Source organism: Micromonospora mirobrigensis (assembly GCF_900091555.1).
GTDB classification, from domain to species: Bacteria; Actinomycetota; Actinomycetes; order Mycobacteriales; family Micromonosporaceae; genus Micromonospora; species Micromonospora mirobrigensis.
In genome coordinates this window covers 110,002-123,794 of record NZ_FMCX01000009.1, presented here as the reverse complement: position 1 = coordinate 123,794, position 13,793 = coordinate 110,002, and the positions used below count along the sequence as shown (strand labels likewise).

At 71.4% G+C, this 13,793-nt stretch carries 13 protein-coding genes; 5 read left to right on the top strand and 8 right to left on the bottom strand.

Features of this window, described 5'->3' with window-relative positions; all coding sequences use genetic code 11:
* Positions 1-25: 25 nt before the first annotated feature.
* On the bottom strand, positions 26-1,642 hold the full coding sequence (locus tag GA0070564_RS25200) for a protein kinase family protein (protein ID WP_091614040.1): 1,617 nt from the start codon (positions 1,640-1,642) through the stop codon (positions 26-28).
* A 427-nt stretch (positions 1,643-2,069) separates the two neighbouring features.
* Complete coding sequence (gene murJ, locus GA0070564_RS25195) at positions 2,070-3,815, bottom strand: murein biosynthesis integral membrane protein MurJ (protein WP_091614037.1); 1,746 nt, start codon at positions 3,813-3,815, stop codon at positions 2,070-2,072.
* 129 nt (positions 3,816-3,944) lie between these two features.
* Between murJ and GA0070564_RS25190 the strand changes: the two genes are divergently transcribed.
* The gene (locus tag GA0070564_RS25190) at positions 3,945-5,405 is read left to right on the top strand and encodes a CCA tRNA nucleotidyltransferase (protein ID WP_091614033.1); all 1,461 of its coding nucleotides are present in this window, start codon (positions 3,945-3,947) and stop codon (positions 5,403-5,405) included.
* A 73-nt stretch (positions 5,406-5,478) separates the two neighbouring features.
* Here the strand turns inward: GA0070564_RS25190 and GA0070564_RS25185 are convergent, their stop codons facing one another.
* Both GA0070564_RS25185 and GA0070564_RS25180 read right to left on the bottom strand, forming a co-directional pair.
* Positions 5,479-6,975, bottom strand: a complete 1,497-nt coding sequence (locus GA0070564_RS25185; RefSeq protein ID WP_091614029.1) for a flotillin family protein — start codon at positions 6,973-6,975, stop codon at positions 5,479-5,481.
* A 13-nt stretch (positions 6,976-6,988) separates the two neighbouring features.
* Complete coding sequence (locus GA0070564_RS25180) at positions 6,989-7,501, bottom strand: NfeD family protein (protein ID WP_245670220.1); 513 nt, start codon at positions 7,499-7,501, stop codon at positions 6,989-6,991.
* 86 nt (positions 7,502-7,587) lie between these two features.
* Here GA0070564_RS25180 and GA0070564_RS25175 point away from each other — a divergent pair, with 86 nt between their 5' ends.
* Positions 7,588-8,910 (top strand): hypothetical protein, encoded by a 1,323-nt coding sequence (locus GA0070564_RS25175; RefSeq protein WP_141714863.1) that lies wholly within the window; start codon positions 7,588-7,590, stop codon positions 8,908-8,910.
* Positions 8,911-8,979: 69 nt separating this feature from the next.
* Here the strand turns inward: GA0070564_RS25175 and GA0070564_RS25170 are convergent, their stop codons facing one another.
* Entirely contained in the window at positions 8,980-10,113 is a 1,134-nt protein-coding gene (locus GA0070564_RS25170; RefSeq protein WP_091614015.1) for a TolB-like translocation protein, read from the bottom strand.
* On the bottom strand, positions 10,110-10,631 hold the full coding sequence (locus GA0070564_RS25165) for a SigE family RNA polymerase sigma factor (protein ID WP_091614012.1): 522 nt from the start codon (positions 10,629-10,631) through the stop codon (positions 10,110-10,112). Before GA0070564_RS25165 ends, GA0070564_RS25170 begins: the two co-directional genes overlap by 4 nt.
* A gap of 96 nt (positions 10,632-10,727) precedes the next feature.
* On the opposite strand from GA0070564_RS25165, the gene GA0070564_RS25160 reads away from it, so the two are divergent.
* Genes GA0070564_RS25160 through GA0070564_RS25150 form a run of 3 tightly spaced genes read left to right on the top strand, consistent with a single transcriptional unit; the run spans position 10,728 to position 11,855 of the window.
* Complete coding sequence (locus GA0070564_RS25160; protein ID WP_091614009.1) at positions 10,728-11,210, top strand: methylated-DNA--[protein]-cysteine S-methyltransferase; 483 nt, start codon at positions 10,728-10,730, stop codon at positions 11,208-11,210.
* 55 nt (positions 11,211-11,265) lie between these two features.
* Positions 11,266-11,472, top strand: coding sequence for a ribbon-helix-helix protein, CopG family (locus tag GA0070564_RS25155; protein WP_091614006.1), 207 nt, complete (start codon positions 11,266-11,268; stop codon positions 11,470-11,472).
* Positions 11,469-11,855 carry a hypothetical protein gene (locus GA0070564_RS25150; RefSeq protein WP_091614003.1) on the top strand — a complete coding sequence of 129 codons (387 nt, stop codon included), beginning with the start codon at positions 11,469-11,471 and terminating at the stop codon, positions 11,853-11,855. The genes GA0070564_RS25155 and GA0070564_RS25150 overlap by 4 nt, the downstream gene beginning before the upstream one ends.
* Before the next feature lie 64 nt (positions 11,856-11,919).
* On the opposite strand, the gene GA0070564_RS25145 is transcribed toward GA0070564_RS25150, so the two are convergent.
* Together GA0070564_RS25145 and GA0070564_RS25140 are read right to left on the bottom strand one after the other, a co-directional pair.
* Positions 11,920-12,999: an inositol-3-phosphate synthase gene (locus tag GA0070564_RS25145; protein ID WP_091614000.1), complete on the bottom strand. Its 1,080-nt coding sequence runs from the start codon at positions 12,997-12,999 to the stop codon at positions 11,920-11,922.
* Positions 13,000-13,022: 23 nt separating this feature from the next.
* Positions 13,023-13,661 (bottom strand): PadR family transcriptional regulator, encoded by a 639-nt coding sequence (locus GA0070564_RS25140; RefSeq protein ID WP_088969018.1) that lies wholly within the window; start codon positions 13,659-13,661, stop codon positions 13,023-13,025.
* Positions 13,662-13,793 lie beyond the last annotated feature (132 nt).

Below are 13,793 nucleotides of genomic sequence, written 5' to 3'. Positions count from 1 at the left end.
TGGTGACGGCTACGCGGCGAGCCGTTCACGAGCCCTGGACGGTGATCTCCTGGACCCCGATCTTGTACTTGCCGCTGCCGTCCTCCTTCTGCGGCAGCTCGGTGATCCAGAGCATCAGGTAGCGGTACTTCTGGTCGGCGTTGAAGCCGTTGCTGAAGGTCATCGTGGTGCCGTCGTACTGCTCCAGCGCGTCGCCGACCGGCTGGTAGTTCTTGACCAGCTGCTTGTCGCCCGAGGAGGTGTGCGGGAAGTTGCCCTGGCCGGCGAAGAGCTGGGCGGTCGCACCGCCGGCCGAGACGACGGCCTGCACCGACTTGACGGTGTGCGGGGCGCCCAGGTCGATCCAGACGCCCATGCCCTTCTTGAAGTTGCCGAACTTGGCGCTGTTGTAGCTCTGGGTGTCCCAGCCCTCGTCGAGGCTGCCGTCGGTCACCTTGTCGGCGTCGTCGAGCTCGTCCCGCACCCGGCTGTCCGGGTCGATGATCTTCACGTCGGTGATGTCGAGCTTGCGGACGGCGGCCGCGGCGGGCGTGGTGTCCTCCACGGCGGGCGCGGTCGGGGAGGGCTGGGCCACCGGCTTCCGTGCCGGGTCCTTGTCGTCGCCGCCGAAGATGCTGATCCCGATCAGCAGACCGACCAGGGCCACCGCCAGCAGGCCGGCGATGCCGATGGCCACCTTGCGGCCACCGGCGGCGGCCAACGGCGAGCGGTCGTCCTCCGGCTCGGCGGTGAAGCGCAGGGTGCCGGCGCTCTCCAGGAAGTGGTCGTCGGCGGGGATGTCCAGCCGGGCCAGCTCGGCGGCGAGCACGTCCGAGGAGGGCGGCGCGATCTCCGGGTCGAGCAGGTCCATCGTCAGGTCGTCCAGGTAAGCCGGGACGCCGGCCCGGACCTGTCGGGGCGCCGCGATCGCACCGCTGCCGTCGCGTACGGCGTCGGGGATGGCGGCGCGGCCGTGACCGGCGGTGGCGCCGTGCAGCGGGGCCTCGTGGTGCGGCCAGTGCCCGGTGAGCGCGAAGTAGAGGATCCCGCCGACCGCCCGGACGTCGTTCTCCTGGCTGTCGGCGCCGTCGGTGCGCGCGTCGGCCAGCACCACCCGACCCTCGTCGCTGATCATGGCGGTGCCCGGGTGCACGTTGCCGTGCACCATGCCGGTGGCGTGCACGGCGGCGAGGGCGCTCGCCACGGCGTTGCCCACCGCGGTTGCCCGGGCCGGGTCCAGCGGACCCTCGGCCGCCACCTGTTCGCGCAGCGACTGGCCGTCCACCCACTCGCGGACCACGTACGCCCGGTCGTCCTCGTCGATGGCGTCGTAGACGCCGACCAGGTTGGGGTGGATGACGCGGCTGGCCGCGACGGCGGCCTGGAGCATCTCGGTGGCGGAGTCGCCGCCGGGGTAGCGCAGAACGACCGCCACGGGCCGGCGCAGCACGACGTCGACCCCGCGCCAGACCAACCGGCCCGCGCTGTCGTTGTTGATGTGCTCGACCAGCTCGTACCGCTCGGCGAGGATCTCACCGGCCGTGGGAGCACCGAAGGTCATGACCGGCGGAGCGCTTTCCTCCGCCTCCTGACCCTCGCCGACCTGGGTCACCCGTCCTCCCTCGGTGATCGTGTCGATCGATGGACCCGTGCTGCTGGGCATGGTGGCTTCCCGCTCCGCCGTCGAAGGAACCGGCCCGGCCGGAGTCGCCGGAGCACCGGCGCCTGCCGTACCCGTCGAGAGCGACCTTACCCGGGTTGCCCGTTCCCTCGACATGTCATCTTCCCGCCGTCGCCTGCGAGGTGCCAGCGGTCGTCGGGCCGTCCGGTTGTGACCGTTGTCGGCCACGATGCCGGCACGTGTACTAGCCAATCTAGAGGTTGACCGCAAGTAGTCGTAGCAGGGGTTGCGGCCGGTGTGGCGACCGCGCGGCGCCGATCGGGGATTCCCCTCCGATCAGCCCCCCACCCTCATCCTTCCGGTTGGTTGTCCACAGGCCGAACCGGCGGCTGACCGGCGAATCGCTGAGTTATCCACAGGTGTGTCCCCAGCCTGGTGATCCCCGGTCACGGTGCGTGGTGAGTGCCGGTCAGCGGCCCAGTCGGCGGCGGACCATGCCGATCACCTCGGTGATCTCGCCGATCTTCAGCACCGCGGCCAGTCCGAGGTAGGTCAGGCCGATCGCGGCGCCGCCGATCACCAGCTGGAGCAGCGCCGCCGGCTTGCTCAGCTCGGCCGGGTCGCCGGGCAGCAGCCGGACCAGCACCAGACCGACCAGCGCGGCGCCCAGCGCGGCGAGCGCCACCCGGCCGACGGTCCGGCTGATCCGGCCCAGCCCGAGCCGGCCGACCCGGCGGCGGATCAGCATCGCCGAGGCGGCCACCGCCACCAGGTAGGAGATCGCGTTGCCGAGCATCATCCCGGCCGCCGCGAAGCTCGCCGGGAAGACCAGGTAGAAGACGAACTGGAGCAGCGTCCGCAGGGCCACCACCCCGATGATCACCAGTGCCGGGGTACGGGTGTCCTGGAGGGCGTAGAAGCCGAAGGTGAGCAGCTGGCTGATCGCGAACGGGACCAGCCCCAGCGCGCCGACCAGCAGCACCGTGGAGGTGAGCTGGGCGCTCTCGCTGGTGAACGCGCCGTACCGGAAGACCATCACCGACAGCGGGCCGGAGAGCACCGCGTAGACCACTGCGATCGGGGCGAGGACCGCGCTGACCGTCCGGATGCCCCGGGACAGGTCGGCGGTGATGTCGCCGAACCGGCCGTCCGCGGCGGCGGCGCTCATCCGCGGCATCAGCGCCGTGATGATCGAGACCGCGACGATGCCGTGCGCCATCATGATCAGCAGGAAGACGTTGTTGTAGATCATGATGCCGGCCTTGTCGTCGCCGGCCGCCCGGGTCAACAGGTTGACGATCACGAAGAGGCCGAGCTGGTTGGCCGCGACGTAGCAGAACATCCAGGCCCCGAGCTTCGCCAGTTCGCGCAGCCCCAGCTCCCGGAAGTCGAACCGCCACTTCCACCGGAAGCCCACCTTGCGCAGCGCCGGCAGCAGGCCGACGGCCTGCACCGCCACACCGAGCAGGGTGCCACCGCCGATCACCAGGATCCGGGCCATGCCCATCTCCTCGGGCTTCAGCAGGTCGGTGCCGAAGGTGGCGATGTAGATCGCACAGGTGCCGATCACCACCAGGTTGTTCAGGATCGGCGCCCACATCGGCGCCGCGAAGTGCCCCCGGGTGTTCAGCACCGCGGCGATCAACGCGCTCACGCCGGTGAAGAACAGCATCGGCAGCATCAGGTACGACAGCTTGTTGACCAGGTCGGTGTAGCCCGCGCTCTGGCCGCTGGCGTACAACGCGGTGATCAACTCCGCGCCCGCCACCGTGAGCAGCGCGGCGATGCCCAACGCGATCACCGCCAGGGTGAGCAGCCGCTGCGCGTACGCGTCGCCGCCGTCGGCGTCTGCCCGACGCCGCCGGACCAGCACCGGGATCAGCACGCTGGTGAGCACCCCGCCGAGCAGGAACTCGTACACCTGGCTCGGCAGGAACTGCGCGGTCGTGTACGCGTTGCCGACCAGGCCGCCGCCGAGCGCCGCACCGATCATCAGGTTGCGCAGGAAGCCCGTACCCCGGCTGACCAGGCTGCCGGCGGCCATCACCGCGCTGTTCGCCGCGGCGCTGGTCTCCGCCACCTGCTCGGTCGGCGGGGCGGTCGCCTCCACCGCCGGCTGGTTCAGCGGCTCGGCCGAGATGAAGGTCGCCTCGTCCGTCGGCGGGACCGCGCCGTCCGGCGTGGCGTTGGCGCTGCGGTACAGCCCGCCGCTCATCTCCAGCCTCCAAGGGGTGACGTCGGATCCGGACCACCGGCCCGCACGCCCCAGACCTTAGTCAACGCCCACTTCATACCCGCGCCCGGCGGATCAGTTCCTGCCCCGGCCCGATAGGCTGGCGATCCCATGTCCGAAGCCTCCGCATCCCACGCCGCCGACCGTCGTGAGCTGACCGCAGCGCAGCGCAACGCCGTCGCCGAACTGCTCCGCGTCAGCCCGGTCGCCGACGAGCTGGGGCGCCGGTTCGCCGCCGCCGGTCACGAACTGCACCTGGTGGGCGGTTCGGTCCGCGACGCCCTGCTCGGCCGGCTCGGCAACGACCTCGACTTCTGCACCGACGCCCACCCCGACGAGACCCTGCGGATCGTCAAGGGCTGGGCCGAGGCGATCTGGGAGACCGGCCGCGAGTTCGGCACCATCGGCTGCCAGCGCGACGGGCTGCTGCTGGAGATCACCACCTACCGCGCCGAGGCGTACGACAAGGTCAGCCGCAACCCGATCGTGGAATACGGCACCAACCTCACCGACGACCTGCGCCGTCGCGACTTCACCGTCAACGCGATGGCGGTCAGCCTTCCCGAGCACCGGTTCACCGACCCGTACGGCGGCCTGGACGACCTGGCCGCGAAGGTGATCCGTACCCCGGGCACCCCCCGGGAGTCGTTCGGCGACGACCCGCTGCGGATGCTGCGGGCCGCCCGGTTCGCCGCCCAGCTGCGCTTCGCCGTCCACCCGGACGTCCGGGCGGCGATGGGTGAGATGGCCGCGGACCTGGATCGGATCACCGCCGAGCGGATCCGCGACGAGTTCACCAAGCTGCTCTGCGGCGCCGACCCGATCACCGGGCTGCGGCTGCTGGTCGACACCGGCCTGGCCGACCGCTTCCTGCCCGAGCTGACCGGGCTGAAGCTGACCATCGACGAGCACGCCCAGCACAAGGACGTCTACGAGCACACCCTCACCGTGGTCAGCAACGCGATGGCGCTGGAGTCCGACGGCTGCGACTTCGTGCTGCGGATGGCTGCGCTGATGCACGACGTGGGCAAGCCGGCCACCAAGGCCGTCGGGCCGGACGGGCGGGTCAGCTTCCACCACCACGAGGTGGTCGGCGCCCGGCTGACCAAGGCTCGGATGAAGGCCATGCGCTATTCCAAGGACGTCACCACCCAGGTGACCAAGCTGGTCGGCCTGCACCTGCGCTTCTACGGGTACGGCCGGGGCGAGTGGACCGACTCGGCGGTGCGCCGGTACGTCACCGACGCCGGTGACCTGCTGACCCGGCTGCACAAGCTGACCCGCTCCGACTGCACCACCCGCAACCGGCGCAAGGCGGCGGCGCTCTCCGCCGACTACGACGCGCTGGAGGAGCGGATCGCCCGGATCGCGGCCGAGGAGGACCTGGCCCGGGTCCGCCCCGACCTCGACGGCAACGCGATCATGGAGCTGCTCGGCGTACCGCCGGGGCCGGTGGTCGGCCAGGCCTGGAAGCACCTCAAGGAGCTGCGCCTGGAGCGCGGCCCGCTGGACCGCGACGAGGCCGAGGCCGAGCTGCTGCGCTGGGCCCGGGACCAGGGCATCACCTCCTGACGCCGGCCCCCGAGTGTTAAAAGGGGCCCCCTGTACAACGCCAGGCGTTGTACAGGGGGCCCCTCCTTACACCTCAGCCGTCGACGGCGGCCTTGGCGGTGCCGTTGCTGTGTGCGCTGCCCAGCCTGGCGAGCAACCCCGGCAGGTCGATGCCGGTGAGGTCGGAGCCGAGCTGGAGGCCCTGCGCCACGTTCCCGGCCACCGACTTCGTCAGCGAGGACGCCCCGTCGGTGGAGATCACCGTCATCTTGTCGATCGCCCCGATCGGCGCGCTGGCCGCCTCGACCACCTGCGGCAGCACCTTGACCAGCAGGTCCAGCACAGCGGCCTCGCCGTACGCGGCGAACGCCTCGGCCTTGCGGGCCATCGCCTCCGCCTCGGCCTGCCCGCGCGCCTGGATGGCCGCGGCCTCGGCCTGACCCTCCCGCTCGACCGCCTCGGCGATCGCGGACCGCCGCCGCTGCTCGGCCTCACCCTCCTTGGCACCCTCGATCGCGTTCGCCTCGGCCAGCGCGGCCCGGCGGGCCCGCTCGCCCTCACCGGTGAGCCGGGCCTGCTCGGCCTCGGCCTGCGCGGCGGCGATGGTGGCCTGCCGCCGGGCGTCGGCGTTCAGCACCGCCGCGTTGCGGGCCGCCTCCGCCTCCTGCTCGACCTTGTACCGGGCCGCGTCGGCCGGCTTGCGGACCTCGGTGTCGAGCTGGCGCTGCTTCAACTCGGCGTTGCGCTCGGCGACCTTCTGCTGCTCGGTGAGGATCGCCTGGTCCCGCTCGGCCTGGGCGAGCGGCCCGGCCGCTGCGGACCTCGCCTTCGCCGCGTCGATCTCGGCCTGGATGGCGGCCTGCTTGAGGGACAGGTTCCGGTTCGCCTCGGCGATCGCCTCCTCGGCGAGCAGCCGCTCCTGCTCGGCCTGCTGCCGGGCCCGGGCCTCGGCGATGGCCGCGTCCTTGAGCACCCGGGCGGCCTCCGGCCGGCCCAGGTCGGCGAGGTAGGACCCCTCGGTGATGATGTCCTGGAGCTGGAAGGCGTCCAGCACGAGACCCTGGTTGGTCATCGAGTGCTCGGCCTCCTCGGCCACTGCGCTGGCGAACGCCGCCCGGTCCCGGATCACCTCCTCGACGGTGAGCCGCCCGACGATCGACCGCAGCGCGCCGGCCAGCACCTCCCGGGTGAAGTTGTCGATCTCGGCCTGCTGGTGCAGGAACCGCTGGGCGGCGGCCCGGATCGCGTCCTCGGTCCCGCCCACCTTGACGATGGCCACGCCGTGCAGGTCGGCGCGGATGCCCTGCTTGCTGACCGCGCCCCGGATGCCGACGTCGATCCGGCGGCTGGACAGGTCGAGCGACTGGAGCTTCTGCACCACCGGCAGGACGAAGACCGAGGCGCCCAGCACGACCTTCTGCCCGGACATGTCGGTCTGCCGGCCGCCGTCGGCGGTCTGGGTGGTCCGGCCCTTGCGGCCGGTGACGATGAAGGCCTCGTTGGGGCCGGCCACCTTGATCCGGGAGAGCACGAAGAGGATGAGGACGACGGCGAGGAGGACCGCGCCGCCGATGGCGACGAGCAGGAACATGGGGGTTGTCCGTTCAGTAGGTTTCGACCTGGACGCTGGTCTCGCTGAGCGCTTCGACCACGAAGATCCGGGCACCGACCGGGATCGGCCGGTCGGCACGGGCGTTGAGCTTCACCGGCTGCCCGGCGAGGCGGACCCGCACCTCGCCGTAGCCGCCGGTGGGGACGGGGGTGACCACCAGGCCGGTCGCGCCGACCAGGTGGTCGCGGGTGGGGGTGGGGTCGGTGCGCATGTCCCGGGCCGCCCGGCTGAGCCGGGACGCCAGCCAGGCGGTGGGCACCGCGGCGAACGCGCCGCCGGCCACCGCGACCGCCAGCATCCCGGGGGTACGCCCACCGAGCAGCTCGTTGACGATCGCCGCGCCGAAGCCGAACGCCCCGACGAAGCCCGCGACCGTCTCCAGCGACACCGGACCGTCGACGTCGGGACTGCCGAGGTGCAGCAGCCCGGTGCCGAGCAGTCCGAGGGCCAGTACGGCGACGCCGGCGCCGCCGATGACGAGGAAGATCAGTGTTCCCGTGGCCACGATCCGTACGGTAGCCACCCAGGTCAACGTCGCCGGGTGAGCGTACGAGCACGCCTGGTGTCCACCGTGGATGGATAATCCCCCGCATGCGACTGCGATTCAGATCGACCATGATGACCGCCGCGTTGGTCGCGGCGGTCGCCCTCCCACTCGGTCCGGCCCTCCCGGCGCACGCCGAGGGACTCAGCGACACGCAGATCACCCAACGCGACGGCAGCGCCTTCGCCCTCACCCCGGACTGGAGCCTGAAGCCGTACGCGGACGCGCTGGCCAACCGGATCGGCGCGGACGGCGTGGCCACCGTGCTGAGCACCGCCAACCGGCAGACCACCTCCTGCAACACCAGCCAGCTGTCCGCGCGGCCGGAGAACTACGACCGGACCGACATCCCGCTCCGGCCGGAGCAGCTGATCCACTCCTCGGACCGGTTCTGCTGGAACGCCGAGGACAGCACCGTGCTGCACTGGGCCCCGCAGGGCATCACCGGCTCGTCGGACGCGGACGACGACCACCTCTGGGGCGCCAACGACGTCATGGTGGTCTCCTGGCACTACATGGCCAGCACCGCGGGGACGTCGTACGACAAGGGCGCGCGGATCTCGATGGTCGACCGGGTCACCGGGAAGTATCGGCAGGTGCTGTTGGTGGAGCCGACGAAGACCAGCACACCGAACTACAAGGCCATCCCGATCCACGCGGGGGGGATCGCCTGGGCTGGCAACTACCTGTACGTGACGGACACCGAAGACGGGCTCCGGGTCTTCGACATGACCAAGTTCCTCTGGGTGGACGCCGCCAACGGAGACCAGGTGGGGCTGGTCAACGGCGTGTACAAGGGCCACGGCTACTCGTACGTGCTGCCGCAGGTGGGCTTCTACCGGCAGCCGAAGCCGCAGGCGTTCCTCGCCTGCTCGCCGAAGGCCGACTCACTCTGCTTCTCGTCGCTCACCCTGGACCGCAGCACCAGCCCGGACACCCTGGTGGTCGGGGAGTACCGGCCCAGCCCGGCGTCGGCCGACCCGAGCATCGTCGGTGGCCGGGTGGTCCGCTATCCGGTCGACGGGTCCACCCGGCAGCTCGCCCTGACCAACGGCAGGTCGGTCCCGACGGACGCCGTGACGATCCCGAAGACCAACGTGCAGGGGGCGCAGACCTGGAACGGCTCCTACTACCTGGGCCGCTCCTCCGCGGAGAAGCACAGTTTCATGTACAGCGGTCCCCGGGACGCCGCGATGTCCACCTGGAGCTGGACGATCGGCGGTGAGGATCTTTACCACGAGCACAGCGGGGAGGGTTCCACCATCTCGGCCGGCAAGATCTGGACGACCACCGAGCACTACGTGGACGGCAGCGGCAACGTCATCGACAAGCGGATCGTGTTCGCCGTGCCGCTCACCGAAATGTCCTGATCTCCGCTGCCCCTCGACGGGCCCGGCCGCCGGCTGTGCGGCGCCGGGCCCGTCGAGACGGGCGCCGGTTCAGCGCGGTCCGAGGGTGAGGGCCATGTTCAGGCCCAGCGTGGCGGGCAGTGCCCGACGGCCGAGCTCCCGGCCGGCGGGGTCGGTCAGCACCATGTCGTTCGTCGACGGATCGCGGCGGAGCAGCCGGCCGTCGTCCACCCAGGCGGCGTCGGCGTCCGGGAAGGTCCGCAGCACCCGGCCGGTCGCCACCTCGGCGAGGACCGGGCCGTCCGGTCCCTTCAGCACCACCCGCCGGCCGTCCGGGGACCAGGACCAGGGGCCGGCCGGATCACCGGGTACGGGCACGAAGCGGGTGGGTCTCCCGTCGTCGGCGGAGAAGAACTGCACCCCGCGGCGCAGGTGCGGGCTCGCCTCCGACCGGGGGGCGTCCGGGTCGGTCTGCTGCAACGCCACCTCGCGCCCGTCCCGACTCCAGGTGAAGAAGCACTGGTCGGTGCAGAGGTGACGGGTGAGTTCCATCGGGTACGTCCGGTAGTCACCGGTGGCGACGGTCAGCACCCCGAGTGCGAACCCGCCCTCCTTGTCCATGATCGTCAGGGCGAGCCGGCTGCCCTCCGGCGACCAGTGCGGGGTCATGATCCACTGGTCGACCCTCGCCCAGCGCACCTTCCCGGTGGGCAGGTCCAGCAGGCCCAGTTCGCCGCGGCGCTCGTAGTCGACGACGGCGGCCACCCGACCGCGCGGGGCAGCCCAGGTCTCCTCGTACCGGCCGGGGACGTAGCGCCCGCTCTGCCGGTCCAGGGCGTAGCCCGGCTCGGCCGGTGTGCCGGTCGAGGTGGCGCCGGTGAGCACCCAGCCGCCCGGCAGCGCCACGGGTGCCCGCGTCCAGTCCGTCGGGTCCGTCACCGCACCGGGCCGACGGGTCGGGGTGGGAGCCGGGGCGGTGGTGGCGACGCCGGACGGTGCCACCCAACCGGCCGTACCGGCCTGCGGGTCGGGGCGGAGCAGGAGGAACGGCGCGGTGAGCACGGCCACGGCGGCGAGGGCGGCGCCGGCGGCGGTCGCCCGACGGCGGCGGCGCAGCCGTCGACCCCGGCGCAGGGCCGCACCTGCCAGTTCCGGTGCGGTCCGGGCCTCGCCCGCCAGGTCGCGTACGGCCGCCCGCAGCGACTCCTCGGTCCGCCGGTTCATCGCCGCGCCTCCTTCAGATCCGTCATGTCGTCGAGGGCCGGGACCAGCTCCCGCAGCTTCGTCAGGGCCCGGGACGCCTGGCTGGCGACCGTTCCGGTCCGGCAACCGAGCGCTGCCGCCGTCTCCTCCAGGCTCATGTCCTCCAGGTAGCGCAGGACCAGCACGGCCCGCTGCCGAGGGGGGAGCCGGAGCAGCGCGGCGCGCAGCACCAGCCGCAGGTCGGTGTCTTGCCCCGAGTCGCGTTCCGCGGCCCGCTCGGGCAGCACGGCCACCGGCACCTCGGCCCGGTACGACCGCCGCCGCCAGCGGGAGACCTGGTCGTGGTAGAGGATCCGCTTCACGTACGGTTCCGCGTCACCGCGGATCCGGGGCCAGCGCGCGTACGCCTTGGCCAGCGCGTTCTGCAGCAGGTCCTCGGCACCGTGCTGGCTGCCGGCGAGCGCGTACGCGATCCGCAGCAGCACGTCGCCCCGCTCCTGGACGAACGCGGTGAACTCCCCGTCGACGACCTCTGTCACCGTCCACCTCCGTGGGGCAAGACGCGGGGCGTCGCGGAAATCTTGCCCGGCGGCGGGAGGAATCTCGATGTCCGACCGGCGGGGCAGAATGAGCGGATGCGCTGGACCGTGCTCGACACGCCGATCGGCGAGTTCTCCGTGGCCACCGACGGCGCGGCGGTCCGCGGCGCGCACTTCGGCCGGGTGGAGTCGGCGGTCGAGGAGCCCGGCGACGCCCTCTCGGCCCGGGCGGTGACCGAGCTGCGGGCGTACTTCGCCGGCGAGCTGACCGGGTTCACCGTGCCGGTGACGGCGCCGCGCGGGTCGGAGTTCGAGCGCGCGGTGTGGCGGGAGATGAGCCGCATCCCGTACGGCGAGACGCTCACCTACGGCGAGGTGGCCCGGGCGGTCGGCGATCCCGGTGCGGCCCGGGCGGTCGGGGTGGCCTGCAACCGCAACCCCGTCCCGGTGCTCGTGCCCTGTCACCGGATCGTCGGCGCGGGCGGCAGGCTGGTCGGCTTCGGCGGCGGGCTGCCGCGCAAGGTGACCCTGCTGGAGTTGGAGGCCGCGGTCGCGTTGCGCCGCGCCTGGCTCTCCTGAGCCGCCACCGCACAGCGTGGTTGACGTGCCCACGGACGAGTTATACAAATCTGGTATGGCCTTCACCCTGAACCTGAAGCCCGAGGTCGAGCAGCGACTCAAGGAGCTTGCCGAGGCGGAGCACCGGTCGATGCACAAGACGGTCGAGGTGGCGGTTCAGGCGTACCTGGACCGGCACGAGCGGGACGAGTGGACCCGCGAGGCCGCCCGGCGGGTCTTCGCGGAGGACGCGGAGTTCTTCGAGATGTTGGGTGATCGGTGACGCATCCCTGGCCGGACGCCGAAGACCTGCTCACCCTCCTGGCCGAGCACACCGGGCCGCGAAGCCAGGTGCGGGACGCCGGCATCCTGGTGGCGGCGGCAGGCCGGCCGCACGCGCGGTTGATCGGTCGGGCCGCCTACCCGACCGCGTTGGACAAGGCCGCGGCGCTGCTGCACGGGCTGATGATCTGGCGGCCCCTCGACCTGTGGAACGCCGGGCTCGCCTGGGCCGCGACGCAGGTCTTCCTGAGCCGTCACGGCCTGCGCCTGTCGATGCCGGCGAAGGAGCGGATGGCGCTGACCGAGGCGTTGACCAGCGGCGAGGTGGACTCCGTGGAGGAGTTGGCGCTGCGGCTGTCGCCGTACCTGGAGATGTCGGCCTGAATCGATGGCGAGGGCCGGGTCCGTGCGGACCCGGCCCTCGCCGGTGGTGCGGGTGTTCAGCGCGTCAGCGCTCGACCTCGCCGGCGATGAAGGCCTCGACGGCGGCGTGCGCGTCGTGGTCGGCGTACTGCTTCGGCGGGGACTTCATGAAGTACGAGGAGGCCGAGAGGATCGGGCCACCGATCTTGCGGTCCAGCGCGATCTTCGCGGCCCGGACGGCGTCGATGATCACACCGGCCGAGTTCGGCGAGTCCCACACCTCGAGCTTGAGCTCGGCGTTGAGCGGGGTGTCACCGAAGGAGCGGCCCTCCAGGCGGATGTACGCCCACTTGCGGTCGTCGAGCCACGGCACGTGGTCCGACGGGCCGATGTGCACGTCGCTCTTGCTCATCTCGTGCGGGATCTGCGAGGTGACCGACTGGGTCTTCGAGATCTTCTTCGAGACCAGGCGGGTGCGCTCCAGCATGTTCATGAAGTCCATGTTGCCGCCGAAGTTGAGCTGGTACGTGCGCAGCAGCTCGACACCGCGGTCCTCGAAGAGCTTCGCCAGGGCGCGGTGCACGATGGTGGCGCCGACCTGGCTCTTGATGTCGTCACCGACGATCGGCAGGCCCGCGTCCTCGAACTTCTTGGCCCACTCCGGGTCGGAGGCGATGAAGACCGGCAGGGCGTTCACGAACGCGCAACCGGCGTCGATCGCGGCCTGGGCGTAGTACTTGGCGGCCTGCTCGGAGCCGACCGGCAGGTAGCAGACGACCACGTCGACCTGCGCGTCGCGCAGCGCCTGCGCCACGTCGACGGCCTCGGCGTCCGACTCCTCGACGATCTCACGGTAGTACTGGCCCAGACCGTCGAAGGTCGGGCCGCGCTGCACGGTGACGCCGGTCGGCGGCACGTCGCAGAGCTTGATGGTGTTGTTCTCGCTGGCGACGATCGCCTCCGCGAGGTCCATGCCCACCTTCTTGGCGTCCACGTCGAACGCCGCGACGAACTCCACGGAGTTGACGTGGTAGTCGCCGAAGGTGACGTGCATGAGACCCGGGACGCGGTCGTTCGGGTCGGCGTTGCGGTAGTACTCAACGCCCTGCACGAGGGACGAGGCGCAGTTACCCACACCGACGATGGCGACGCGGACGGAGCCCATAGCGTCTGCCTCCTTCTTCTTCATCACGGCCGCTCTGTCCTGGACTCTCCAGGCGGGGGCGGGCTGTTGTCATCTCGTCGGCCGCCGGCCGTCCCTAGTTGCGGGACCGTCGGGGCCCGGCCGGAGCGCTCGTTGGCGATGAGCTCCTCCAGCCAGCGGACCTCGCGCTCACAGGCGTCGAGCCCGTGGCGTTGCAGTTCCAGGGTGTACGCGTCGAGGCGCTCGGCAGCTCGGCCCAGCACGTCGCGTAGCCCTTCGCGACGTTCCTCGATCGTGCGGCGACGCCCCTCCAGAATGCGGAGGCGGGTCGCCTGGTCCGTGCGGGAAAAGAACGCGAAGTGCACGCCGAATCCCGTGTCGTCGTACGTCTCGGGACCGGCCTGCGCGATCAGTTGGGCGAAGCGTTCCTTGCCCTCCGCTGTGATCTTGTAGACCACCCGACCTCGCCGACTGGTCAGCGCGGGAACCTCCTCGGCGGTCGCGGGCGTCTCGGCCGCTTCGGTGATCCAGCCCGCCGCCTGCAACCTGCGCAGGGTCGGGTAGAGCGAGCCGTAGCTGATCGCCGCCCGGATGGCACCGAGTTTGGCGGTCAGCTCCTTGCGCAGCTCATAGCCGTGCATCGGAGACTCCTGCAGGAGGCCCAGGATGGCGAGCTCGAGCACGGGCCACCCCTTCTTTACCCTCCGGCGCGGAGTGGTAACCGCCGCGATGTATCGGACCGATACATCGCAACTTAGTGCCTCTCCTATGATCAGGGCAAACCCTCTTTACGCGACACCGGGGTAACGCATTGT

Coding starts and splice junctions, on each gene's coding strand:
- GA0070564_RS25200 (WP_091614040.1), bottom strand. CDS start 1,642: ATGCCCAGCAGCACGGGTCCATCGATCGACACGATCACCGAGGGAGGA.
- murJ (WP_091614037.1), bottom strand. CDS start 3,815: ATGAGCGGCGGGCTGTACCGCAGCGCCAACGCCACGCCGGACGGCGCG.
- GA0070564_RS25190 (WP_091614033.1), top strand. CDS start 3,945: ATGTCCGAAGCCTCCGCATCCCACGCCGCCGACCGTCGTGAGCTGACC.
- GA0070564_RS25185 (WP_091614029.1), bottom strand. CDS start 6,975: ATGTTCCTGCTCGTCGCCATCGGCGGCGCGGTCCTCCTCGCCGTCGTC.
- GA0070564_RS25175 (WP_141714863.1), top strand. CDS start 7,588: ATGCGACTGCGATTCAGATCGACCATGATGACCGCCGCGTTGGTCGCG.
- GA0070564_RS25170 (WP_091614015.1), bottom strand. CDS start 10,113: ATGAACCGGCGGACCGAGGAGTCGCTGCGGGCGGCCGTACGCGACCTG.
- GA0070564_RS25160 (WP_091614009.1), top strand. CDS start 10,728: ATGCGCTGGACCGTGCTCGACACGCCGATCGGCGAGTTCTCCGTGGCC.
- GA0070564_RS25155 (WP_091614006.1), top strand. CDS start 11,266: ATGGCCTTCACCCTGAACCTGAAGCCCGAGGTCGAGCAGCGACTCAAG.
- GA0070564_RS25145 (WP_091614000.1), bottom strand. CDS start 12,999: ATGGGCTCCGTCCGCGTCGCCATCGTCGGTGTGGGTAACTGCGCCTCG.